The sequence below is a fragment of the Eisenbergiella sp. OF01-20 genome (assembly GCF_003478085.1).
In the GTDB taxonomy this organism is placed as follows: domain Bacteria; phylum Bacillota; class Clostridia; order Lachnospirales; family Lachnospiraceae; genus Eisenbergiella.
On sequence record NZ_QUES01000048.1, the window covers coordinates 20,356 to 45,662 of the forward strand.

At 50.6% G+C, this 25,307-nt stretch carries 20 protein-coding genes and 1 riboswitch; of the genes, 18 read left to right on the forward strand and 2 right to left on the reverse strand.

What is annotated here, in order from left to right; all coding sequences use genetic code 11:
* Positions 1-211: 211 nt before the first annotated feature.
* The 15 genes from DXA36_RS29640 to DXA36_RS29710 all read left to right on the forward strand — a co-directional run bounded on the left by DXA36_RS29640 (position 212) and on the right by DXA36_RS29710 (position 18,569).
* The gene (locus DXA36_RS29640; protein WP_118682866.1) at positions 212-1,798 is read left to right on the forward strand and encodes a VanW family protein; all 1,587 of its coding nucleotides are present in this window, start codon (positions 212-214) and stop codon (positions 1,796-1,798) included.
* 31 nt (positions 1,799-1,829) lie between these two features.
* Positions 1,830-2,810: an AIR synthase family protein gene (locus DXA36_RS29645; RefSeq protein WP_118682867.1), complete on the forward strand. Its 981-nt coding sequence runs from the start codon at positions 1,830-1,832 to the stop codon at positions 2,808-2,810.
* A 41-nt stretch (positions 2,811-2,851) separates the two neighbouring features.
* Positions 2,852-3,343: an Lrp/AsnC family transcriptional regulator gene (locus DXA36_RS29650; protein WP_118682868.1), complete on the forward strand. Its 492-nt coding sequence runs from the start codon at positions 2,852-2,854 to the stop codon at positions 3,341-3,343.
* On the forward strand, positions 3,340-4,512 hold the full coding sequence (locus DXA36_RS29655) for an aminotransferase class I/II-fold pyridoxal phosphate-dependent enzyme (RefSeq protein WP_118682869.1): 1,173 nt from the start codon (positions 3,340-3,342) through the stop codon (positions 4,510-4,512). The genes DXA36_RS29650 and DXA36_RS29655 overlap by 4 nt, the downstream gene beginning before the upstream one ends.
* A gap of 22 nt (positions 4,513-4,534) precedes the next feature.
* Positions 4,535-4,759, forward strand: coding sequence for a hypothetical protein (locus DXA36_RS29660; protein ID WP_118682870.1), 225 nt, complete (start codon positions 4,535-4,537; stop codon positions 4,757-4,759).
* 3 nt (positions 4,760-4,762) lie between these two features.
* Positions 4,763-5,269, forward strand: coding sequence for a tRNA (cytidine(34)-2'-O)-methyltransferase (locus DXA36_RS29665; protein WP_118682871.1), 507 nt, complete (start codon positions 4,763-4,765; stop codon positions 5,267-5,269).
* A gap of 224 nt (positions 5,270-5,493) precedes the next feature.
* Positions 5,494-5,570: riboswitch (glycine riboswitch) on the forward strand.
* Positions 5,571-5,864: 294 nt separating this feature from the next.
* The gene (gcvT, locus tag DXA36_RS29670) at positions 5,865-6,959 is read left to right on the forward strand and encodes a glycine cleavage system aminomethyltransferase GcvT (protein ID WP_118682872.1); all 1,095 of its coding nucleotides are present in this window, start codon (positions 5,865-5,867) and stop codon (positions 6,957-6,959) included.
* A gap of 40 nt (positions 6,960-6,999) precedes the next feature.
* Positions 7,000-7,380, forward strand: coding sequence for a glycine cleavage system protein GcvH (gcvH, locus tag DXA36_RS29675; RefSeq protein WP_118682873.1), 381 nt, complete (start codon positions 7,000-7,002; stop codon positions 7,378-7,380).
* A gap of 26 nt (positions 7,381-7,406) precedes the next feature.
* Entirely contained in the window at positions 7,407-8,738 is a 1,332-nt protein-coding gene (gene gcvPA / locus DXA36_RS29680) for an aminomethyl-transferring glycine dehydrogenase subunit GcvPA (protein ID WP_118682874.1), read from the forward strand.
* Complete coding sequence (gcvPB, locus tag DXA36_RS29685; protein ID WP_118682875.1) at positions 8,722-10,149, forward strand: aminomethyl-transferring glycine dehydrogenase subunit GcvPB; 1,428 nt, start codon at positions 8,722-8,724, stop codon at positions 10,147-10,149. Before gcvPA ends, gcvPB begins: the two co-directional genes overlap by 17 nt.
* A gap of 17 nt (positions 10,150-10,166) precedes the next feature.
* Positions 10,167-11,162, forward strand: coding sequence for a lipoate--protein ligase (locus DXA36_RS29690; RefSeq protein ID WP_118682876.1), 996 nt, complete (start codon positions 10,167-10,169; stop codon positions 11,160-11,162).
* Between the two features lie 90 nt (positions 11,163-11,252).
* On the forward strand, positions 11,253-12,728 hold the full coding sequence (gene lpdA / locus DXA36_RS29695; RefSeq protein WP_118682877.1) for a dihydrolipoyl dehydrogenase: 1,476 nt from the start codon (positions 11,253-11,255) through the stop codon (positions 12,726-12,728).
* A gap of 24 nt (positions 12,729-12,752) precedes the next feature.
* Positions 12,753-15,629: a D-serine ammonia-lyase gene (locus tag DXA36_RS29700; RefSeq protein ID WP_118682878.1), complete on the forward strand. Its 2,877-nt coding sequence runs from the start codon at positions 12,753-12,755 to the stop codon at positions 15,627-15,629.
* A gap of 162 nt (positions 15,630-15,791) precedes the next feature.
* Positions 15,792-18,290 (forward strand): transporter substrate-binding domain-containing diguanylate cyclase, encoded by a 2,499-nt coding sequence (locus DXA36_RS29705; protein WP_118682879.1) that lies wholly within the window; start codon positions 15,792-15,794, stop codon positions 18,288-18,290.
* Positions 18,291-18,356: 66 nt separating this feature from the next.
* Complete coding sequence (locus tag DXA36_RS29710; protein WP_118682880.1) at positions 18,357-18,569, forward strand: DUF378 domain-containing protein; 213 nt, start codon at positions 18,357-18,359, stop codon at positions 18,567-18,569.
* Positions 18,570-18,606: 37 nt separating this feature from the next.
* Here the strand turns inward: DXA36_RS29710 and DXA36_RS29715 are convergent, their stop codons facing one another.
* Positions 18,607-19,590: a helix-turn-helix domain-containing protein gene (locus tag DXA36_RS29715; protein WP_118682881.1), complete on the reverse strand. Its 984-nt coding sequence runs from the start codon at positions 19,588-19,590 to the stop codon at positions 18,607-18,609.
* Positions 19,591-19,784: 194 nt separating this feature from the next.
* On the opposite strand from DXA36_RS29715, the gene DXA36_RS29720 reads away from it, so the two are divergent.
* Positions 19,785-22,067: a glycoside hydrolase family 3 C-terminal domain-containing protein gene (locus DXA36_RS29720; RefSeq protein WP_118682882.1), complete on the forward strand. Its 2,283-nt coding sequence runs from the start codon at positions 19,785-19,787 to the stop codon at positions 22,065-22,067.
* Between the two features lie 113 nt (positions 22,068-22,180).
* Here the strand turns inward: DXA36_RS29720 and DXA36_RS29725 are convergent, their stop codons facing one another.
* The gene (locus DXA36_RS29725) at positions 22,181-22,966 is read right to left on the reverse strand and encodes an IclR family transcriptional regulator (RefSeq protein ID WP_118682883.1); all 786 of its coding nucleotides are present in this window, start codon (positions 22,964-22,966) and stop codon (positions 22,181-22,183) included.
* Between the two features lie 518 nt (positions 22,967-23,484).
* On the opposite strand from DXA36_RS29725, the gene DXA36_RS29730 reads away from it, so the two are divergent.
* Both DXA36_RS29730 and dgoD read left to right on the forward strand, forming a co-directional pair.
* Positions 23,485-24,114 carry a bifunctional 4-hydroxy-2-oxoglutarate aldolase/2-dehydro-3-deoxy-phosphogluconate aldolase gene (locus tag DXA36_RS29730; RefSeq protein ID WP_118682884.1) on the forward strand — a complete coding sequence of 210 codons (630 nt, stop codon included), beginning with the start codon at positions 23,485-23,487 and terminating at the stop codon, positions 24,112-24,114.
* Complete coding sequence (gene dgoD, locus DXA36_RS29735; RefSeq protein WP_118682885.1) at positions 24,111-25,259, forward strand: galactonate dehydratase; 1,149 nt, start codon at positions 24,111-24,113, stop codon at positions 25,257-25,259. Before DXA36_RS29730 ends, dgoD begins: the two co-directional genes overlap by 4 nt.
* Positions 25,260-25,307: the final 48 nt, after the last annotated feature.

Here is a 25,307-nt window from a genome sequence, read left to right on the forward strand (position 1 = left end):
AATGGTTCAGACTTGTCTGAACGGCTGCCGGGATTGAATGCGATTTTTCATATCCGGTAAAGTATATGGAAAATGTCGGGAGGCATGGTAAATGTTTAATTTAAGTAATAAGAAAACACAAAAAGTAATTTCATCCGTCATCATCATTATTCTGGTGCTGGCGATGGTAGTGCCCACACTTCTGTATTTTCTATAAGGATAGGAGCAGCATATGAAGAAATGGATTTGGACACTGGCGCTTGTATGTACCCTGGGCATTGCTGCGCTTGCGGCGGGCATGCATTCCAAAGCACAGGCAAGGCCGGATGATACGATACTGGAAGGGGTTTATGCAGGTGAGATATCCCTTTCCGGCATGACGCGGGAGGAAGCCAGGACTGCTGTCCAGTCTTATGTGGATTCCCTGGGAAGCAGTTCCATTGTTTTACATGTAATGGATGGAAACACCGTATCCGTCACTGCGGCCGAGCTGGGACTGGGCTGGGGGAATCCGGATTTGGTGGAGGATGCCGTAAATCTGGGAAAGACCGGCAACGTGGTCGTGCGTTACAAGGCGCTGAAGGATCTGGAGCATCAGAATAAGGTATATGACATCGCTTTTTCGTTTGATAAAGAAGCGATTGCATCGGTAGTGGAAAATAAATGTGACGCTTTTAATGTGGAAGCGGTTGATGCCCATCTGAAAAGAGTTGACGGCTCTTTTGTCATTGAAGAAGGGCAGACCGGTATCGTGGTTGACAATACGGCTTCTGAAAATGCGATTTATGAATACCTGACCACTCAGTGGAAGGGCGGTGACGGTGCCGTAGATCTGGCAGTGACGGAAGAAGTGCCGAAGGGCAACGCGGAAGAACTGTCCAAGGTTAAGGATGTGCTTGGCACCTTTACCACCAGCTTCTCCTCTTCGGGAAGAGACAGAAGCGCCAATGTTACCAATGGCTGCAATCTGATCAACGGGGCGACTATCCTGCCGGGTGAGACGTTTTCCACCTATGAGGCCGTTAGCCCGTTTACAGAGAGCAACGGGTATTATATGGCAGGCTCCTATCTTAACGGGCAGGTGGTGGACAGTATCGGCGGCGGTATCTGTCAGGTATCCACTACGCTTTATAATGCGGTGCTCAAATCGGAGCTTCAGGTGGACGAAAGGCATAACCATTCCATGATAGTTGGTTATGTAAAGCCTTCCATGGATGCGGCGATTGCCGAGTCAGCGGGGAAGGACTTCAAATTTACAAATAATACGGGATATCCTATCTATATTGAGGGATATACCAGCAATAAAAATATTACCTTCACCATTTACGGCGTGGAGACAAGAGATCCGGGCCATGTGGTAACCTATGAAAGCGAAGTGCTGGAGACTATCCAGCCTAACTCCGAAAGCATTGTCCAGACCACATCACAGCCTATCGGGTTTGTGGAGGTACAGTCCGCCCATATCGGCTATAAGGCGAGACTGTGGAAAGTGGTCACCGAAAACGGAGTGGAAGTAAGCAGGGAACAGATTAACAGCAGCAGCTATAAAATGGTACCCCGCACCGCAACTGTAGGGGTTGCCACCAATGACAGCAACGCTTATAATGAAATGCAGGCGGCCATTGCAACGGGAAGCATTGACCATGTAAAGAGTATCGCCGCGGCATTGAAATCCGGCCAAAGCACCACACCGCCCGCGGACGGAATGGATCCCGCATTAGCGGCTATACTGGCAGGAAAAACGCCGGAGGAACAGGCGGCTTTGATTCAGCAGTATAATGAGCAGCTGGCGCAGCAGCAGCAACAGACGGGGCAGTAAAGCTGTGTAATCAGAAAAATGGGAGCACGGGATGAAGATTGGCAAGGTGCAAGAGAGCGTTCTGAAACGTTCCGTATTAAGACAACTGAAAACCCGGAGGGGTGAAATCATACTTGGCGCAGGTCTGGGGGAGGACTGCGCCATTTTGGCACCCGGTGAAGGAGAAATTATACTCCTGTCCTCTGATCCGATTACGGGAACCGGCAAGGATATGGCCCGCTATGGAATCCATGCATCCGCCAATGATATCGCCGCGTCGGGCGGTGAGCCGACAGCAGTATTGCTGACTATTCTTCTTCCTCCGTCCTGTGAGGAGAAGGAACTCAGGGAATTGATGGCCCAGGCGGAAGAAACCTGCGCGTCTTTACATATTCAGATAGCAGGAGGACATACGGAGGTTACCGATGCGGTAAACCGTATGGTACTGACGGTTACCGCTGTGGGAAAGGCGGCGGCAGGCACTGCTGTGGCGACCGGTACGGCAAAACCTGACGGGGATCTCGTCGTTACCAAATGGATCGCCCTGGAAGGGACCTCTATTGCCGCAAAAGAAAAAGAAGAACAATTGCGCACACGCTTCCCTGGCTTTCTGGTAGAGGAGGCCATGGCCTTTGACAGATACCTTTCGATTATACCGGAGGCCGCAGTCGCCGGAAAGTCCGGCGTTTGGGCCATGACGGACGTGACCGAGGGAGGAATATTCGGTGCGCTTTGGGAAATGGCGGAAAGTTCAGGCGTCGGACTGGAAATAGACTTGAAAAAACTGCCCATCCGGCAGGAAACGGTAGAAATCTGCAATTTTCTGGATTGGAATCCCTATGAACTGATTTCGGGAGGAAGCCTTTTGATTGCAGCGGAAAACGGGGCTGATCTGGTACGGAAGCTGGAAGCGGAAAAAATTCCGGCTGCAGTGGTGGGGCGAACCACCCGCGGAAAGGATCGGATCGTGAAAAACGGAGAGGAAAAGCGTTTTCTGGAGCCGGCCAAACCGGATGAGCTATATCAATTATAGTAAGCCGGCCTGATGGCGGACCGGCAGACAGGAGTGATAATATGAGAGAGCTAAGAGAACAGTTGTTAGGTATTATTGAGAAAAACAGCCGTATCGATCTAAAAGAACTGGCTGTTATACTCGGCGTGGAAGAAATCGACGTGGTGAATGAGCTTGCGGCTATGGAAGCGGAAGGAATCATCTGCGGATACCATACCTTGATTGACTGGGATAAGACCAGTCTTGATAAAATATCCGCGCTGATCGAGGTGCGTGTGACCCCTCAGAGAGGCCAGGGTTTTGACAATATAGCAGAAAGAGTATATAAATATCCTGAAGTGAATGCCGTATACCTCATATCCGGCGGCTTTGACCTTCTCGTGACATTGGAAGGCCGTAACCTGAAGGAAATCTCCAGCTTCGTTTCGGAGAAGCTTTCCGCCCTGGACGGCGTACTGAGTACCGCAACCCATTTTATCCTGAAGAAATACAAGGATCACGGAACCATTCTTGCTAAAAAATATGAAGATACAAGGGAGAAAATTACGCCATGAGAAATCCATTGTCCGATAAAATCGTAGATATCAAACCGTCGGGCATTCGGAAGTTTTTTGACATCGTGAGTGAAATGGAGGATGCCATTTCCCTTGGGGTGGGCGAACCCGACTTTGATACCCCCTGGCATATCCGGGATGAGGGTATTTATTCCCTGGAAAAGGGAAGAACCTTCTATACCTCCAATGCAGGGCTGAAGGAACTAAAACTTGAAATCTGTAATTACTTAAAGCGCCGCTTTGATCTTTCATATGACTATGGCAAAGAGGTGCTGGTTACCGTAGGCGGTTCGGAAGCCATTGATATAGCCCTGCGTACCATGGTCAATCCCGGGGATGAGGTCCTGATCCCCCAGCCCAGCTATGTTTCCTATGAACCCTGTGCCATACTGGCGGATGCGGTTCCGGTTATCATTGATCTGAAGCCGGAAAATGAATTCCGCCTTACCGCCCGGGAACTGCGGGAAGCCATTACCGATAAGACCAAGGTTCTGGTACTTCCTTTTCCCAATAACCCGACAGGGGCCATTATGGAACGGGAAGATCTGGAAGCCATAGCAGAAGTAATCCTGGAGAAGGATTTGCTCGTGATATCTGATGAAATTTATGGGGAACTGACCTATAAAGGGAATCATGTTTCCATCGCCAACATACCGGGAATGAAAGAAAGGACCATTCTGATCAATGGCTTCTCCAAGTCTTATGCCATGACCGGCTGGCGCCTGGGCTATGCCTGCGGACCGTCTGTCATCATTGAACAGATGCTTAAAATCCATCAGTTTGCCATTATGTGCGCCCCTACCACAAGCCAGTATGCTGCCGTGGAAGCGCTGCGAAACGGCGATGATGATGTGAAGGAGATGCGGGATGCCTATAACCAGAGAAGGCGTTATCTGATGTACTCCTTTGGTGAGATGGGGCTTCCCTGTTTTGAACCCTATGGAGCTTTCTATGTGTTCCCCTGCATCAAAGAATTCGGCATGACCAGTGATGAATTTGCGACCCGATTCCTGCAGGAGGAAAAGGTGGCTGTTGTTCCCGGTACCGCTTTCGGCGAATGCGGGGAAGGCTTTATCCGGATTTCTTACGCCTACTCTTTGGAAAACCTGAAGGCAGCTATCGGCAGGCTGGCGGATTTTGTGGAACGGCTGAAAAAGGAACGGAAATAAGAATAGAGAAGGAGGAAGAGGAATGTCCGAAGAGGTGAAACTGATTCTTGAAAAATTAGATAAGATAGAACAAAGATTTGATAATCTGGAAGAAAAAATGGAGGAAGAATTAAAAAATCTAAAACATCAAATGATGAAGAATACAGCGGAATTAAAAGGTATGGATGCCATGATTTTCGATGAAGTGGAAAGAGTCCATGAAATAATGCTTAAAAAGACAAAAGAGCTTGAAAGGCAAATAGGGTAACGTATGAATATCGTACTGCACCAGCCGGAAATTCCGGCAAACACAGGAAATATAGGACGTACCTGCGTAGCCACCGGTTCGGTACTTCACTTAATAGAACCCTTGGGTTTCCGCCTGAGTGAAAAAGAAATTAAACGGGCAGGAATGGACTATTGGAAGGAACTGGACGTAAGACGTTATGTAAACTATGAAGAATTCCTGGAAAAGAACCCTGGAGCCAAAATATGGATGGCTACTACCAAAGCCAGACATGTATATACGGATGTCTCATTCGGCCCTGATGACTTTATCATGTTCGGCAAGGAAAGTGCAGGGATTCCGGAAGAAATCCTCGTGGATAATGAAGATACCTGTATCCGGATCCCTATGCTGGATAAAATCCGTTCCCTCAATCTGAGTAATTCTGTTGCTGTTGTTTTGTATGAAGCCCTGAGGCAGAATAACTTTGAAGGGATGCTGCTTGAAGGCGAGCTTCACAGGCTGCATTGGAAGGAGCAGACGGGTCAATAATTCCAATGGCGGCATTCGTTACCATGGCGCAGGCGGCAGTATTTATATTGGCGTCTCTGATTTATCTGGTCCGAATTTCTCCATTAATACCAATTGTCCCTCCGCCCCATTTGTGCTACACTGATCTTACAAAGTAAAAGGCATCGGTTTCCGGTGATACATACGCAGGGAAAACGTAACGGTGAAGGTACGGAACAGTTACGGGAAAACAAAATAAACTTCGGAAGAAGAATCCGGGAGAGACAAGAACATCTGCGCCGAAGGGGCATAAACTCTCAGGCAAAAGGACCGGATTTGGACGAAACTCTGGAAAGGTGAAGTGTGCATGGAACCAAAGGTTCCAAAGGTCCCAAAGAACCATAGGCCCCAAAGAACCCGCACAGTTCTTAGGATTTAAGGCTTAGGCGCACACCGGCACCACCGACGAGGCAGCTTCTTTCCACAGGTCATTCCACTGCGGATACCTATATGGAAAGGGGTAATCTTTCAGGTACGAAGACAGGGAAGGCATATAGCTTTAAGGCTATATGCCTTTTTGTGTCCGGAACAAGCCGGGAATGTCTGAAGCGTATTCAAAGAAAGGGGTATAAGGCGGATGGAAGAATGCAGAACTACTCTGTATGACATGCATATGAAATATGGGGGAAAGATGGTACCTTTTGCCGGCTTTCTGCTGCCGGTACAGTATGAAAAAACAGGTGTTATCAGGGAGCATATGGCTGTAAGGACCGGATGCGGGCTGTTTGATGTGTCTCATATGGGAGAAATCCTTTGTGAGGGCGAGGGGGCGCTGGATAATTTGAATTACCTGCTGACTAATGATTTCACAGGGATGTATGACGGGCAGGCCAGATACAGCCCTATGTGTAATGAAAAAGGCGGTGTGGTGGATGATCTGATTGTATATAAGATCAAGGATAACCATTATTTTATTGTCGTAAATGCAGCAAATAAGGATAAAGACTTTGCCTGGATGCTGGCGCATCAAAGGAAAGGCGCCTGTTTTACGGACATATCCGGCAGGGTAGGGCAGATTGCACTCCAGGGGCCGGCGGCACGGAAAATCCTGGGAAGGATTGCTGCACCGGAATGGATTCCCGAAACGTATTACAGCTGTAAGACAGAAGGGAGCGCTGCAGGGATGAGGTGCCTGATTTCCAAAACCGGTTATACGGGGGAAGAGGGATATGAGCTTTATGTGGACAGCAAAGAGGCGCCGGTTTTGTGGGAGTCGCTGATGGAAGCCGGAAAGGAGGAGGGACTGGTGCCCTGCGGGCTGGGAGCCCGGGATACCTTGCGGCTGGAGGCGGCTATGCCTCTGTATGGGCATGAAATGAATGATGAAATTACGCCACTGGAAACCGGATTACAGTTTGCCGTTAAGAGGAACAAAAAAGATTTTGTCGGGAAAGAGGCCCTGGATAAAGCCGGAGAACCCGCAAGAAAGAGGGTGGGCCTTAAGGTGACCGGAAGAGGAATTATAAGAGAGGGGGCCGCTGTATATATAGGAGAAGAGCAGATCGGATGGAGTACCTCCGGGACACATGCCCCTTTCCTGGGATATCCGGTCGCAATGGCGTTGGTTCAGGCGCATAAGGCGGATGTGGGAAGCCGTGTGGAGGCAAAGGTGAGAGGCCGGCGCGTGGAAGCGGAGGTTGTGAAGCTGCCTTTTTATAAAAGACAGGTATAAATAGAATTGCCGTTTAGGCTAAGAAACAGGAGGAAAAAACATGAATTATCCCGAAAATTATAAGTATTCAAAATCTCATGAATGGGTGTTGCCAGACGGAGAAGGAACGGTCCGGATCGGGCTTACGGATTATGCGCAGAAGGCTTTGGGGGATCTTGTATTTGTCAATCTGCCCGAACCGGAGGATAGAGTCAGCGCAGGAGAGCCTTTTGGTGATGTGGAATCGGTCAAGGCGGTATCGGATGTATACTCCCCGGTTACCGGTATTGTGGAAGCGGTAAATGAAGAGCTGCTGGACAGTCCGGAGCTTATTAATTCGGATGCCAATGAGGCATGGCTGATAAAAGTAAAGGATATTACGGATCAGGAGGAACTGATGGACGCGGCGGCGTATGAGGCCTTTGTTGAGGGGTTGGAGTAAGTACTCCGGGAAGGAGGATAAAGCAGATGGGTTCTTATATACCGGCGACGGATGAGCAGCGTGGGAAGATGCTGGAGACTGTGGGGCTTGCATCTACGGAAGAACTATTTGCCGGGATCCCTTCGCAGGTAAGGCTGCAGGGAAAGCTGCAGATACCGGAAGGCATGCCGGAAATGGAGGCGATCCGGAAAATGGGGGACTATGCGGAAGAAAACCGTATTTTCAGACATATTTTCCGGGGAGCGGGCGCTTATGATCACTACATACCTTCGATTGTGAAGGAGGTGGTATCCAAGGAAGAATTTATTACCGCGTATACCCCGTATCAGGCGGAAATCAGCCAGGGTATCCTGCAGTCCATCTTTGAATACCAGACTATGATTTGTGAACTGACAGGCATGGATGCGGCAAATGCTTCCGTTTATGACGGGGCATCTGCTGCGGCAGAAAGTATTTTTATGTGCAGAGACAGGAAGCGTACCCGGGTACTGGTTTCGGAAACCACCAATCCGCAGGTGCTGGAAGTGATAAATACCTATTGTCACGGACGGCAGGTTGTGGCAGAAACGGTTCCCGCCAAGAAGGGAAGCACGGATCTGGAGGCCCTGGAGGATATGCTGGATGAAACGGTTGCCTGTTTTTATGTCCAGCAGCCCAATTATTATGGCATTCTGGAGGACGGAGAAGCCTGTGCAAAGCTGGTACATGACAAAGGAGGAAAGCTCATCATGGGCTGTAATCCCATTGCGCTGGCAATCGTGAAAACACCGGGTGAATGCGGTGCGGATATCGCTGTGGGTGAAGGGCAGCCTTTGGGTATGCCGTTGTCCTTCGGCGGGCCGTATCTGGGATTTATGGCGGCCGCCAGGGATATGATGCGCAAGCTTCCCGGCAGGATAGTGGGGGAAACGGTGGATACGGAGGGAAAACGGGGCTTTGTATTGACCCTTCAGGCAAGGGAACAGCATATAAGAAGAGAAAAGGCAGGAAGCAATATCTGTTCCAATGAAGCGCTTTGCGCCCTGACGGCATCGGTTTATCTGTCGGCAATGGGCCCCGGCGGATTGAAGCAGGCAGCGGTCTTAAGTACCTCCAAAGCCCATTATCTGCAGGCGGAACTGGAAAAAGCAGGTCTGCATCCCGTGTATGAGGCGGAATTTTTTCATGAATTTGTGACCGATGCACCCCAAGGGGGCAAAACCCTTCTCAAGGTTCTGGAGAGGCACGGATATTTGGGAGGGCTTCCCCTGCCGGACGGTAATCTTCTCTGGTGTACCACGGAAAAGAACACGAAGGCGGAAATGGATGAACTGGTGAGGCTGATTCGGGAGGTGGAAGCGGATGAAACTGATTTTTGAGCGAAGTAAGGAAGGAAGGGGATTATGCCTGCTGCCTGCCTGCGATGTTCCTGTTGTGCTGCCTTCCATGGAAAGGAAAAGCCCTTTACGGCTTCCCCAGGTATCGGAAAATGATATCAGCAGGCATTACACACAGCTGGCAAACGCCACACACGGTGTAAATGACGGTGCTTACCCGTTAGGATCCTGCACCATGAAATACAATCCCAAAGTGAATGATGAAGCGGCTTCCCTGCCCGGCTTCACCCGGATTCATCCGCTGCAGCCGGAGGAAACCGTCCAGGGCTGCCTGCATGTGCTGCGGGATGCGGAAAAGATTTTTTGTGAAATAACCGGAATGGATGCCATGACCTTTCAGCCGGCAGCGGGCGCCCACGGGGAGTTCACGGGGCTGCTTCTCATACGGGCCTTTCACGAAAGCAGAGGGGACGGGAAGCGGACCAAAATCATTGTGCCGGATTCCGCCCATGGAACCAATCCTGCCAGTGCGGTTATGGCAGGCTACAAAGTGGTGAACATCCCGTCCACCCCGGAAGGCTGCGTAGACCTGGAAAAGCTTGCCGCGGCTGTGGGAGAGGATACGGCGGGCCTTATGCTGACGAATCCCAATACCGTAGGGCTGTTTGACAAAAACATTCTGGAAATTACCCGGATTGTCCATGAAGCGGGGGGACTGTGCTATTATGACGGAGCGAACCTGAATGCGGTGATGGGGGTGGCAAGGCCCGGGGATATGGGCTTTGATGTCGTGCATCTGAATCTGCACAAGACCTTTTCCACGCCTCATGGGGGAGGAGGACCGGGCAGCGGTCCTGTGGGCTGTAAGGAATTCCTGAAACCCTTCCTTCCGGGAAAGGCAGCGGCGGCAGGGGACGGAAGCTTCCATTTCCTGGAGTACCCCCATTCCATCGGTATGGTGCGGGCATTTTACGGCAATTTCCTGGTGGTGGTGAGAGCACTCTGCTATTGCCTGACATTGGGGCCGGAAGGAATTACCCAGGCGGCCCATATGGCGGTGCTGAATGCCAATTATGTGCGCGTCCGGCTGGCGGAAGGCTATAAGATGGCCTATGACGGAATCTGTATGCATGAATTTGTAATGACCCTGCAGCCGGAAAAGGATAAGGCAGAAGTTACGGCTGTGGATGTGGCCAAGGCTCTTCTTGACTATGGGATCCATCCGCCGACTATGTATTTCCCTCTCATAGTCCATGAGGCATTGATGGTAGAGCCTACGGAAACGGAGTCTATGGAAAATCTGGATGAATTAGTGGAGGCGTTTCTGGAAATCCACCGGAAGGCGCTGGAGGATCCGGAATGGGTGCGGACGGCGCCGCATATGACGCCGATCACCCGTCTGGATGAGGTGGGAGCCGCCCGGAATCCCCGTCTGCGTTATGAGTTTCCATAGAAGCAGGGGGTATAACTATGATTCAAAAGCTATATACCATCGAATCCGGAAGCCTGGATCCTTATCTGAATCTGGGACTGGAGGAATATCTGATGTACCAGGCCGGCAGGACGGAGTGTATCCTGTATCTGTGGCAGAATGAACGGACGGTGGTAATCGGCCGGAACCAGAATGCCTGGAAGGAGTGCAGGGCGGAGAAGCTGGAGGAGGACGGCGGGCATCTGGCCCGCCGTCTTTCCGGAGGAGGCGCCGTATTCCACGATTTGGGAAACCTGAATTTTACCTTCCTTGCCCGTAAAGAGAATTACGATGTGGAAAAACAGACGGAGGTCATTCTCAGGGCGGTAAACAAGCTGGGGATCCGGGCGGAGAAAAGCGGCCGGAACGACATTACGGTAAAGGGATGTAAAATATCAGGAAATGCCTATTACCGTACCGGGGATTACTGCTATCATCATGGAACCATCCTGCTGCATACGGATCAGGAACTGATGGAAAGATATCTGCGGGTTTCACGGAAAAAGCTGGATTCCAAAGGGGTCGATTCCGTACGCAGCCGGGTGGGAAATCTGTGCGCCTGGGTACCGGATTTGAACAGGGAGCGTATGACGGAGACGCTGAAGGAAGCGCTTGGCCTTTGCTACGGCTGTCCCGTGGAAGATTTTCCGGGAGAACGGCTGGAAGGGGAGGACATACAGAGACGGGCGGAACGGTTTGCATCCTGGGAATGGAAATACGGGAGGCAGATCCCCTTCAGCGATGAGGTGGAGGAACGTTTTCCCTGGGGGGAAATCCGCATACAGCTCAATGTGGATGAGGGTAGGATTCAGGAGGCCCGTCTTTTCACCGATGCCATGGATGCAGAGCTTACGGGCCGGCTGGAAAAATACCTCGCCGGGCTGTTATTTCGGAAAAAGGAAATCCGGAATGCCATGGATGGGTTTCAGACGGAGAATGAATTACAGACTCTTATGAAAAAGGATATCACAAACCTTATGGAACTTTTTTTTTAAGAGGTACGGTCGGGAAAGGTAAGAATTCAGACAGGCTGCGCATTTCCTGCGCAGACCGTAAAAAAGCGTAGTGGAAACGGGAGGGTTCCTATGGAAATGCATTATGATCTTATCGTAATAGGTGCGGGACCCGGGGGATACCCGGCGGCTATCCGCGCCGCACAGGAAGGATGGAAGGTAGCGGTTGCGGAAAAAGGCGCCCTTGGAGGGACTTGTTTAAATAACGGTTGTATTCCCGCTAAAACGCTTCTTCATGCTTCCGGTTTATACCGGAAAATACGAGAGGCGGCAGAAGAGGGGATCCGGGTATCGGATCTGCAGATTGACATGGATGCCCTGCAGAACAGGCGGAAGGATGTCATCACTTCCCTGCGGGAGGGGATTGCCCTGCAGTTTAAAAAAAATAAAATCACATGGTACCAGGGGAATGCCGTGATAACGGAACATAATCAGGTAACGGTCACTGCTCCGGAACAGACCATATGCCTTTCGGCGTCCCACATTCTGGCCGCGGCCGGTTCGGAGCCGGCGATACTCCCCATACCCGGCCTTTCCGAGCCCGGCGTGGAAAACAGCACCAGCCTTCTTACCGGGAACCGGCTCTATGATCACCTGGTTATTATCGGCGGCGGTGTCATTGGTATGGAGTTTGCACAATATTACAGTGATTTCGGAAAAAAAGTCACCGTACTGGAAGCTATGGACCGGATTCTGCCCGGCATGGACAGGGAAATCGCACAGAACCTGAAAATGATTCTGAAAAAAAGAGGGGTGGAAATCCATACAAAAGCCGCCGTGACACGTGTGGAAAAAAAGGAACAGGGAGGCTGGCTGTGCTATTATAAAGAAGGGGCACCTTCCGGAAAAGAAGGACAGGAAGCGATTGTTTCGGCAGACGGCCTGCTGTTGGCAGTGGGACGCAGCGCCTGCGGGGATGGGATATTTTCACCGGAACTGGCGGGCAGGGCCGGTGTGGAACGCGGCCGGATTCCGGTGGATGAGCATTATCAGACCCGGATCCCCGGCGTTTATGCGGTGGGGGATGTGACGGGAGGAATCCAGCTCGCCCACGCGGCTGCGGCACAGGGGCTGCTGGCGCTGGATCATATGAAAGGACGCCTGCCTTCCCGTAGCATACAGGTCATTCCTTCCTGTGTTTATACGGATCCGGAAATTGCCAGTGTGGGAATGACGGCGGACGAAGCAAAGGCGGCAGGTATTCCGGTAAAAACAGGCAAATACATTATGTCCCTCAACGGAAGATCCCTTCTGTCACGGCAGGAGAGGGGGTTCATCAAACTGGTGGCGGAAGAACGCACCGGCAGACTGCTGGGCGCACAGCTCATGTGTGCCAGAGCCACGGATATGATAGGGGAACTGACGCTGGCAATAGCCGGAGGCAGGACGGCAAAGGAGATTGCCGCGGCAGTCATGCCTCATCCCACCTTCGCAGAAGGGATAGCGGAGGCGGCGGAGGAGTTATGCGGGTTGTCGGAACTTTGTCCGGGGGTGACGGAGATGGTGACGAAACTGGATAGTGGGATTCAGGCGGTTACAGGTAGGTAACAGTTGCATAGAAAGGGACAAAATATGCAGGTAAAGACAACAAGCGGGATTGTGGAAGGCTGCTGGAAGGATGGTTATTATAACTTCCTGGGGATTCCCTATGCAAAAGCAAAACGGTTTTTTCCTCCGGAAAAAAGGGAATGGGAAGGCGTTTACAAAGCCTTCGCCTTTGGCAGGAAGGCCCCCCAGTCCTGTCAGCAGGATGGGGAAAAGGGACAGGAAGGGGGTGCCCGGGAATACGGGGAGGATTGCCTGAACCTGAATATTTATGTACCGGGAAAGCAACAGATGCCGCGTTCTGCCGGCCGTCTTTATGTTCCGCAACAGATGTCATGCTCTGCGGGCTATTCTCCTAATCCGTCAGACGCCCGCTTAGAGGAGAGGGAAAAACTGCCGGTAGCGGTATACATACACGGAGGTGCATTCCAGAACGGCAGCAACCGGGACAGAAGCGGGGCACAGGTGATACGGGATCACCGTTTTATTTATGTATCCGTAAATTACCGCCTGGGAGTGCTGGGCTATCTGTATTTGGGAAAAGTTCTGGGAGAAACGTTCCGGCATACAGGAAATATCGGAACGTTGGATCAGCTGGCGGCCCTGGGCTGGATCCGGGATAATATCGCTTCCTTCGGCGGGGACGTTTCCCGTATTACCGTATTCGGGGAATCCGCCGGAGCGAAAGCCCTGGGGGCGCTTTTGCTGAAGCCGGAAATGAAAACCTGCTGCAGCCAGGTGATGATGGCAAGCGGAGCCTATCAGTGTATCCGGGATGAAGAAACAGCAGCGGCGGTGACGGATGCTTTTCTGGAGCTGGCCGGTCTGCAGGATCCCGGGGATATCCTGGAGCTGGATGTGGATAACCTGTTGGAAATACAAGGCAGGCTTGTGGATAATCCGGGAAACACCTGTATGTTCGGACCGGTGTCGGATGGGATAACCATCCCCCATGACTGGGAAACTATCCTGAAAAGTCCTGCTTACTGGTCCGGGAATGCCATTGTGGGAAGCTGCAGGCATGAAATGGTCTTCCGGCGGCTGGAGGATCCGGCTTTTGCGTGTCATGCACCGGCAGCAGCCGGCGCTTTATTTGGCAGAAATGCCCGGATTGTCCGGGAAGAATTGGCGGACTATGAAAAGAGCCGGGGAAGGAAGCTTACAAAGGAGGAACAGGAAGAAAAGTGGGAACAGCTTCTTTCCGATTATATGTACCGGACCTATAGTCTCCGCCTGGCGGATATCCTTACCCGGAACAACAGCCGTGTGTGGTATTACAGTATGGATTTCGGGACAGCGGCCCATGTACTGGATCAGGCGGCCGCTTTTGACGGTGCCTGGCGGGAGGAGCGGCTTTTTCCGGGAATTCCCCTTTCGGAACGCCGGAAAACGGCGACACTTATTTACGAAAGCTATGTCCGTTTTTTTGAAACCGGGGATCCTAATTGGGAAGGTATTCCGGAATGGAAGCCTCTGTGTGAAGGCAGGATGAAAATGGTCTGGGACAGTCCGGTATACACCGGGATCCTGACGGAAAGCGAAACGCTTGGCCGTTTCCCGGAGACTGTTTTCCAGATCACAGACAAACGGGATCGGTACCTGGCGGTTCCGGAGGCGGAGGAAGCGTCCAGGGCGGAAGAAACCCTGTGGATAAATCCGGATCGGCTTGCATTCTCTCAGGCGGAAAAGGCCCTTTCCTTTACCATGGGGGATATCCGGGATGCCCAAAGACGTCTGTGCCGGTTCGCCCCTTTTCTGGAGGCTTGCTTTCCTGAGCTGGAAAAAAGCCGGGGGATCATCGAATCCCCTCTTCGTGAAATCCCCGCGATGGCGGAGGCTCTGTGGAAGGCCTGGGGGATTGGCGGACAGGAGGAAATACGCAAGGGCCGTGTGCTGATCAAACTGGACAGTGAGCTGGCGGTAGCGGGATCCGTAAAAGCCAGGGGTGGCATTTATGAGATTCTCAAGGTGACGGAGGATCTGGCTTTTCAGGCGGGGCTTCTGAAGGAAACGGATGATTATACCTGCCTCAGGGACTGCAGGGATTTCTTTTCCCGGCATACCATACAGGCAGGCTCCACCGGGAATCTGGGGCTTAGCATCGGTATTATGAGCGCCGCTGTGGGATACCGCGTAGTAGTACATATGCCCGCGGATGCCAGACAGTGGAAAAAGGATCTGCTCAGGAGCAAGGGCGTGATCGTTAAGGAATATACCGGGGACTACGCTGCCGCGGTTGCGGAAGGGAGGGCACTTTCCCAAAAAGATAAAACCAGCTATTTTGTGGATGATGAGCATTCTTCCCTGCTTTTCCTGGGATATGCGACAGCGGCGCTGCGTCTGCAGAAGCAGCTGGAGGAAAAAGGAATCCCGGTGGATACGGATCATCCTCTGTTTGTGTATCTTCCCTGCGGGGTGGGCGGCGCGCCGGGAGGAATTACCCTGGGCCTGAAATATGTGTTCAAAGATGCTGTCCATTGTTTCTTTGGGGAGCCGGTACAAAGCCCCTGTATGCTTCTCGGAATGGCAACCGGTGAGGGCGGGAAAATCCGCGTGCAGGATGTGGGGCTTACCGGAAAGACACTTGCGGACGGTCTGGCAGTGGGAAGTCCGTCAGATCTGGCGGTGCGGAATATGAAACCGCTCCTTGATGGTATTTATACAGTGCAGGATTCCTTTTTGCTGGATTGTATGCGTCTGCTTAAAGAAACGGAAGGCATTGTGGCGGAACCGTCTGCCTGCGCGGCCTTCGGCGGCCTGAGAGCACTGGCGGGATCCAAAGGGACGGCTTTTCTTGGCGGGGTGGGTCTGGCGGATAAAAGCGCCCGTGCCACACATATCCTATGGGCTACAGGGGGCGGCCTCATGCCGGAAAGTGTAATAAAGGAATATCTGCAGCTGTGAGCTGCAAACCGTTACGAGTAATTACCTCCTTTTTTCACATTGGAAAAATATATCTTTTCTTATTCTGTATGGTTTTATTCTGCTAAACGTGTTAAAATAACAGGAAACCTGCATTACATTTATACTATGTAACAATCAATCGGTAAACGGATAGGAGAAGCTATGCAGTATAGAGGGTTTCTTTTATGGAAAAAGGGATGCCTTGCGGCTATTTTGATATTATTTCTGGGAATTTGGTTATCCGGGTTTTCTGTGGAAGCCGGCGGGGACCGGCCGGTAGTCCGTGTGGGATTTCCCATGCAGCAGGGCCTGACAGAGTTGGATGAAGACGGGAACTATACAGGTTATATTTATGATTATTTACAGGAAATCGCCCAATATACCGGATGGGATTATGAATTTGTCCGGATAGAGGGCGATATTAACGAGAGCCTTACCACCCTGCTGGATATGCTGGAAAACGGCGAAATCGATATTATGGGAGGGTTACTGTATAATACCCAGATGGAGGAGAAATATGAATATACCTCCAATAGCTGCGGCATTGTATATACGGTGTTCAAGGTCCTTTATGAAAATACGGCATATAATGAAGCTTCCAGGGAAGAGCAGCATCTGCGGGTGGCGATGATGGAGGGAGCGGTAAAGCGCCGGGAAGAAATGGAAGAATACTGCCGGAAAAGTATGCTGGTTCCGGAAGTAGTGCTCTGCCGGTCGGAGGAGGAAATGGTGCAGGCGCTGAAGGAGGATCGGGCGGATGTCATGATCAGCACCAGCATGGAATATATAGAAGGGCTTCGGACAGTGGCCCGGTTTGCTCCCAGGCCGTTTTACTTCGTGGCGACAAAGGGGAAAACGGAGCTGGTCAATCAGCTGGATAAGGCGCTTCACAGCATTGAACAGGCGGATCCCTATTTTACAACAACGCTTAATGAGAAATATTTCAACCCTCCCAATACCGAGCTGCGTCTCACACCGGAGGAAAAGCAGTATCTGGAACAGGCGGGAACGCTGAAGGTGGGAGTCCTGTCGGATTTGCCGCCTTATCAGTATATGGATGAGGAAACGGGACTGCTGAAGGGAATCGGAGTGGATTTGCTGGACATTATCCGGGAACAGACAGGTCTTTCCTTCCAGCTGGTGGTAGCGCCGGATGATAAGACCCTGAGCCGGATGGCGGAGGAGGGAAGCATAGATTTGGTAGTCGGCATGCCCTATGATTATGAGCTTGCCAGGGAGAGGAACATGGCCATGAGCAGGCCCTATGTTTCTACCCAATATGTGCTCCTCATAAGTGATAACATGCAGAACCAGCAGCTGGACGGCATGAGCATGGCTATGGTGGAAGGCTGCGGCTGCTATTGGGGAGATGCTGCCGGCGGCGTGTTTTTTGATTCCAGGGAAGAGCTTGTACGGGCAGTGAACAGCGGAAAACCATATTATACGTATATGGATGCCTATGTGGCACAGCATTATTTTAATAAGCCGGAGTTCAGGAGGCTGAAGCTGATTCCCCAGGTTAATACCGATAGCAGCACCTGCATCGGGGTCAAAAAGCCTGCAAGCACAGAACTTCTGAATATTCTGAATAAAGTGATAATAGCGCTGCCACAGGAGGAAATGCAGTCCATTATCTATTCGAATACCATCAACAAGGAGAATCCCACCCTTGGGGATTATATCAAGGAAAACCCTTTCCAGGCGGTAGCGGCAGCGGGTATGGTTCTGCTGTTGGTTATTGCCGCGCTTGCCTGGGGAATCTATACGAAGGGAAAGCTGAACCGGAAAATATCCCTGGAGCTTGCAAAGCACCGGGAGATATACGGGCTTGTGAATGATTATTTTTTTGAATATGATATAAAAAATGATTTGTTCACCCTCTCCATGAAAACGGATGGAAACGCCGGAGAAAGGGAAATTTCCTGCAGGCTGAAAGAAGGCGGAGGGCAGAACCGGGATTACCTGAAACAGTTGTTGGAAATTATGACTGCAGAAAACGAAGGGATACGGGAGCTTCAGCTGCCGCAATATAAAAAAGCCGCTCCGGGAGAAGAGAATACCCTCCGATGGATCCGGCTCGCCATGAAAACCATCTATGATTATAAAGGAAATCCTGTCTGTGTCATAGGAAAAATGAATGATATCGAAGAAGAGAAGCGGGAAAAGGAAAAACTGAAAAAACAGGCGGAGCGGGACAGCCTGACCCATGCCTATAATGCTAAGACGAGTCTCAGGCTTATTGAAGAGCGGCTGGCACGGCTGAAAGCAGGCAGCGCAGGTGCTCTTCTTCTTATAGATATCGATAAATTCAAAAGTATTAATGATACGTACGGACATCTGGCTGGCGATCATGTCCTTTGTGAGGTTGCCGGGGTGCTTCAGGAGTGCTTCCGGGAGGAAGATGTGGTCGGAAGGCCGGGAGGCGATGAATTTGTGGTTTACATGGATAACATGAAGGATGCCAAAGCGCTTTCCGATACCTGCGAAAGGCTGATCCGGAAAATACGCAAGCTCGATGTCTCCAGTGCGGGCAAGGTGACAATCAGCATGGGAGCTGTTATGACAAAACCGGGCGACGTTTACGATGAGATATATAAAATGGCGGATAATGCGCTGTATCAGGTCAAAAGAGAAGGACGCGACGGATATTTTATCGCATAAAGAAAAAAAGAATAAAAAAGAAAAGGAACGGGCATGATAGTTACGTAAGAAAAGGAGGTAGCTGTCATGGGAAATAAAGGTCTTGATTATACAGCACTTGTGATTGCAGTTATCGGTGCGATTAACTGGGGACTGATCGGTTTATTCCGTTTGGATCTGGTAGCGCTGATTTTCGGCCAGATGAGTTGGATATCACGTATCGTATATGTGATAGTGGGTATCTGCGGCATCTATCTGCTTACCTTTTTCGGCCGGGTTGGAAACGGCCGGGATAATTAAGCAGGAAATAGGAGGAAGCCTCCGGAAGAATAATCCCTTATTTTCCGGAGGTCTCTTTTCGTTTTTCCGAGGGTGTGCATCCATATTTTTCATAGAACATCCGCCGGAACAGCTTATAGTTGGTGAAACCGTGTCGGGCCAGCAGCTCCGTGATGCTTGCATCCGTACGGATGATATCTTCGCATATGTGGGAAAACCGCACCTGGTTGACAAATTCCAGGAAGGTCATTCCCATATTTTTTTTGAAAAAACGGCAGAAATATTCGGGATTCAGCGCGACAAGGGAAGCTGCGTCCCCCAGGGATATACTTTCCTGATAATGGGCATTTACATAATCCATGACCGTGATCAGACGGGCCCGCTCTTCATCTGTCATGGAACTGGCTTCCGCCCCTTCGGTAGCCTGGAAGCTGCTTACACACAGAAAAAGCAGTTCATACAGGAGGCTGGTAAAGTGGAGCTGATATCCGTATGGCTTTTCCATATAAATATTCCGGATTTCCGTCAGGCAGAAACGGAAAGCTTCATCGGAAGCGGGATTCCCGCAGGAACCATTGAGGAAACGGAGATTGTCAAAATCCGGAACATGCTTTTTTAAAAATGGGTAAGGAATCTGGAGCACCTGGATCCGTGAGTGTTCAGAACAACTGGTGGCGTGGATGTCCCGGGAATTGATGATGGCGAAATCACCTGTCCCCAGACGGAAAGCCCGCTCATTTACCATGATTTCCATATCCCCTCTTGTGATATGCAGGATTTCCAGGCTGTTATGCCAATGCCGGGGCACCAGCACACCCGCATCCTCATAGGAAAAACAGCGTACCTGTATGTCAGGCTCCACCTGTACGTTTTCATGGGTGTAACCGGCGGGAAGGGAATTTTTTTTCAGATGGATGCCGTCGAAATAGCTGCCGCTGTAGGAGGCGGTATAGATATCGGAGGACGGCTGATAGCCGATCCCCTTTTCCCCCTGCTGCGCCAGCGTATCCAATTCCTTCCTGATTTCATTCAGATATTTCATAAAAACTCCCTTCAGGTAAAGAATCACCCTAAAATATGATTTAATTATGTTATATTTTTTGGTATAAGTCAATATTGACCTATAGTAAGTCAGTTTTGAGATAGCGGTACCGGGAGGAACATGCTATCATAAAAATAAGGGTGTCCGAGAGATGTTTTATTCAAGCAAGGTCTTTGATTGGAAAGGAGAATGGTATGACAAGGGAAAAATTGCAGGAACTGATAGGAAAGATGACACTGGAGGAGAAAGCTTCTCTGTGCTCCGGTGCGGATTTCTGGCATACGGAGAGCGTGGAACGGCTGGGAATCCCCGCCATGATGGTTTCCGACGGCCCTCACGGTCTCAGGAAACAGGACCAGGAAGCGGATCATCTCGGGGTGAATGACAGCATTAAAGCCGTATGCTTTCCCGCGGGCTGCGGTACGGCGGCCAGCTTTAACAGGGAACTGATAACCGGAATGGGGGAAGTCCTGGGAGAAGAATGCCAGGCGGAGGGCGTGGGCGTCATCCTGGGGCCTGCAGTAAATATCAAACGTTCTCCTCTTTGCGGACGTAATTTTGAGTATTATTCCGAAGATCCGCTGGTAGCCTCCGAAATGGCGGGTGCGCTGATCAAAGGGGTACAGAGTAAAAATGTAGGGACCAGCATCAAACATTTTCTGGCAAATAACCAGGAAACACGGAGAATGTCCGCTTCCTCCGAGGTAGACGAAAGAACGCTGCGTGAGATTTATCTGGCGGCCTTTGAAGGCGCTGTGAGCAAACAGAAGCCCTGGACGGTGATGTGCTCCTATAATAAAATCAACGGCACCTATGCCGCGGAGCATAAAGAAGCGCTGACCGACATCCTCCGTGATGAATGGGGTTTTGACGGGTTTGTGGTAAGCGACTGGGGTGCCGTAAATAACAGGGTGCCGGATCTGGAAGCGGGCCTGGATCTGGAAATGCCGGCATCCGGAGGAGTCAATGACAGACAGATAGCGGAGGCTGTAAGGGAAGGCCGTATGAACGAGGCTGTCCTTGACCGGGCCGTGGAACGTATCCTGAATATCGTATACCGTTTTGAAGAAACCAGAAATAAAAATGCCGTATTTGACAGAGATAAGGATCATGAATATGCCAAAAAGGTGGCGGAGGAAACCATAGTCCTTCTGAAAAATGAAGAGCAAATCCTGCCCCTTTCCGAAAAAGAGGAAATTGCTTTTATCGGGAAATATGCAAGACAGCCCCGTTACCAGGGCGGCGGCAGCTCCCATATCAACAGCCATAAGGTAACCGGTGCCTGGGATGTGGTAAAGGATTGGGGAACGATATCCTTTGCGGAAGGGTATCGGGATCAGGCGGATGAAACGGACGAAGGGATGATCGCCGAAGCGGTGGAAAAAGCCGGAAAAGCAAAAGCGGCCGTTATTTTTGCAGGGCTTCCGGATGCTTTTGAATCCGAAGGCTTTGACAGAACCCATATGGGCATGCCGGGCTGCCAGAATGAACTGATTGAACGGGTAACTGCCGTGCAGCCGAATACAATTGTGGTATTACATAATGGTTCCCCTGTGGAAATGCCCTGGGCAGACAAGGTTAAGGGAATTGTGGAGGCCTATCTGGGAGGCCAGGCGGTAGGGGAAGCTGTTGTGGATATCCTCTTCGGAAAAGTAAATCCCAGTGCAAAACTGCCGGAAACTTTTCCCTGCAAGCTGGAGGATAACCCGTCCTATCTGTACTATCCGGGCGAAGGGGATAAGGTGGAATACAGGGAAGGTGTTTTCGTCGGCTACCGCTACTATGACACCAAGAAAATGGATGTGCGTTTCCCCTTCGGTTTCGGCCTTTCCTATACCACCTTTGCATATTCTAATCTGCAGGTAAGCGCGTCTGCCATCAAGGATACGGATACGCTTACGGTGAGCGCGGACATAACCAATACCGGAAGTATGGCAGGAAAAGAAGTGGTACAGCTGTATGTATCCGATGTGGAAAGTACCGTAATCCGCCCGGTAAAAGAATTGAAGGGCTTTGATAAGGTGGAACTGCAGCCCGGCGAAACCAGGACGGTTTCCTTTACGCTGGACAAGAGGGCTTTTGCGTATTGGAATACACAGATTCATGACTGGCATGTGGAAAGCGGGGAGTTCCGTATTCTCGTGGGTAAATCCTCAAGGGATATCCAGCTGGAAGCATCTGTTACCGTGGAATCCACAAAGAAGCTTCCCGTGCATTACACCATGGACACCACCTTCGGGGATCTGATGATGGATGAGAAGGCCAGACAGATACTGGCACCCATGATGAAGCTGGACCTGGTGGGAGGAGAAAAGGAAGACAGTGATGCGGCTGCTGCGGCTATTTCCTCCGAAATGATGCAGGCTATGATGAAATATATGCCTCTTCGCGGAGTTCTGAGTTTCCGCAGCGGGGAGGTAAGCCTGGAACAGCTGCAGGGGCTTCTGGAACAGCTGAATGCGGCCCAACAGGTCTGAACTGTGCGAATGTAAGAAGGATAAGTGAAATAAGGCAACCGCTCAGAACGGCTGCCATTAAGAAAAGCCAGGTTTTGTCTCCTGCTGTTACAAGCGTTGACAAACCTGGCTTTTTAACGAGGGAACGGTTCGGGACGGCCCATTATCTGTGATATCCGGTGTGCGGCAGAAAGCAGTTCCGGAATAATAGCATTTATGATTCTTGTATTTTCCATACGGGAACAGGGAGCGGAGATGCTGATCGCAGCATAAGGCATATTGGTATAATCAAAGATAGGACACGCCGCACAGCGTACATCCTTTTCATGTTCCTCGTCATCAATGGCGTATCCGCATTCCTTTATATGGTCGAGTTCTTTTCGCATATGGGAATAATCGGTGATTGTATTCTCCGTGTATCTGATGATTTCCGTGGCTTCCCAAATCAGATCCTGTTCCCTTCGGGGAAGGAAGGCCATAATGGCTTTGCCCACTCCTGTGCAGTACATGGGATTATGCAGCCCGATATGGGATGCCATCCGTACGGTATTGTTGGAAGAATCCTCCTTATAAATATAAACCACCTCCCGGCCTTCCTTTATCACCAGATGTACGGCTTCATTTGTTATCCTTGACAGATGCTGAATATAGGGCCTGGCAACCGAAAGAATATCATAACCGGCAAGGCTGTGGCTGCTGATTTCGAAAAGCTTCAGCGTCAGGAGGTATTTTTTGGATTCCGGATCCTGGGCAATATATCCCCGGTTTCCCAATGTGGAGAGAAGGCGGTGCACCGTGCTTTTGGGAAGCCCTACAGCTGAGGCAAGCTCCAACAGGGTCAGGCCCTGGGGAGCCGGCGACAGAGCTTCAATAATATCAAAAGTTCGTTCCACGGATTGGACGGATGAATTTTCTGCCATGGGGGTACCTCAGTCCTTTTTCTTATATTTTGTATCTCAAACTTCGCAGGTGCCAAATGGCCTTCTGCCCGCTGTCCGTGCGGCGCTCCCGGGACTGAAAAGGATTTTCGCAGATCCATCAGACTGGGCATTCCGATGAGCCCAGGGATGTCAAGTATGTCAGATGAGGCTGACACACTTGACTGGTCTCATCTCCATAATCTGAAAGGTACCTGCAAAAATTCCTTTTCAGTCCCGGGAGTACCGCACGGACAGCGGGCAGAAGGCCATTTGGCACCTGCGAAGTTTGAGTTTGTTTGATATAACTTTATCATTTTTCTCCGGTTAAAGCAAGACATGGCTGGTTGCAGCAGGACACAAAAGACTTCTGGACTGTTACCATTGACAGGAGGGAGGAATTGCGGTATATATGGTATATGATTCCATATTATAAAATATAGTTCCATAATACGGAATTATGTTTCTGCTCCGGATATGGTAAACGGGGGTTCCGATCCTGTGGATAAGAGGGTATTTTAATGAGGGAATTATGTCTGAAAAATCCGGTTTGTGCAATTTTGAGAAACGTTCCGTTGGATATAACGGAGGATTATGCTGCAGCTGTTTTTGAAGGCGGGATTAAAATGTTTGAAGTAGCTCTTAATTCCGGGGATGCCTTCCGGCAGATTGTGCTGTTAAAAAAGTTATTCGGGCCGGAGGCTTCGGTAGGTGCAGGGACGGTTACCACGCCCGCGCGGTGCGGGATTGCCCTGGAGTCGGGAGCGGAGTTTGTACTCACTCCCTCGGTAAACAGGGAAACCATTGCATTTTGCCGGAAGAATTCCATACCGATTTTACCGGGAGTGATGACACCGACGGACGTGGATATCTGCTTATCTTATGGGATTGATACGATGAAGCTTTTTCCCGCAGGTGATTTGCCGGAAAATTATATAAAAAGCCTGAAGGGGCCGTTTGACGGAACGGAATATGTGGCTGTCGGAGGGGTGAACGCCGGGAATATAAGAACCTTTTTTGACAGAGGTTTTATCGGTGTGGGAATGGGGCAGAATCTGGTCCCGAAGGAATATGTGGAAAAGAAGCGTTGGAAAGAAGCTGCGGAATATGTGAAAAGCCTGATGCAGGGCATAAGAAGGGAGCGCCTATGAAAATAGCCGGAGTTAATGTGTATTGGGGCAGGCCCAGATGGGGTTTTGTGGAAATCATTACGGATGATGGCCTGACCGGATGGGGCGAAGCGATTGTCGAGGGAAAAGCCAATACGGTTTTAGCGTGTGTGGAAGAGATGAAGGAATATCTGATGGGAAAGGATCCCATGCATATTGAGGATATCTGGAATACGCTTTACCGGGCCAGCTTTTACCGGGGAGGCCCCGTCCTCATGAGCGCCATTTCCGGAATTGACCAGGCGCTTTGGGATATCAAAGGAAAGTATTATCATGCGCCGGTATATGATTTGATGGGGGGAAGCTGCAGGGATAAGGTGAAGGTTTATTCCTGGATTGGCGGGGACAGGCCGTCTGATGTGGCGAGGGATGCCCTGGAAAAAAAGGCCGCAGGTTTTACCGCTATTAAAATGAATGCCACCGAAGAGATGCAGATTGTGGATTCCTATGAAAAAATCGATCGGGTATTGGAACGGGTTGCCTCTATACGGGAAGCTGTGGGGAAATATTTCGGGATAGCCATCGATTTTCACGGCCGTGTCCATAAGCCCATGGCCAAAATACTGGCTAAAAAACTGGAAGAGTTCCAGCCCATGTTTATAGAAGAACCGGTTTTGTGCGAACATATGGAAGAATTTGCAGAAATACGGAGAGCCTGTGACATCCCGATTGCCACAGGGGAACGGCTTTTTTCCAGATATGATTTTAAACGGCTGCTTCAGACAGGAGGTGTGGACATTATCCAGCCTGATTTGTCCCATGCCGGCGGGATCACGGAAGTGAAGAAAATTGCGGCTATGGCTGAAGCCTATGATGTGGCGCTGGCACCGCACTGTCCGTTAGGCCCTGTAGCCCTGGCCGCCTGTCTCCAGGTGGATGCGACATGCTATAATGCATTTATCCAGGAGCAGAGCATGGGGATCCATTACAACGAACATCATGGTGTCCTTGACTATATCAAGAATAAGGAAGTTTATACATTTACAGACGGATTTGCCGATCTTCCCAAAGGAGACGGCCTTGGAATCGAGGTTAACAGGGAGTTGATCCTGGAAGAAAGCCATACACCCCACAGATGGAAAAATCCGGTGTGGAGGCATGAGGACGGTTCCATAGCGGAATGGTAGGGATACAAGTTTCGCAGGTGGCGGCCCTCCGCCCTGCAAACAGCGGGC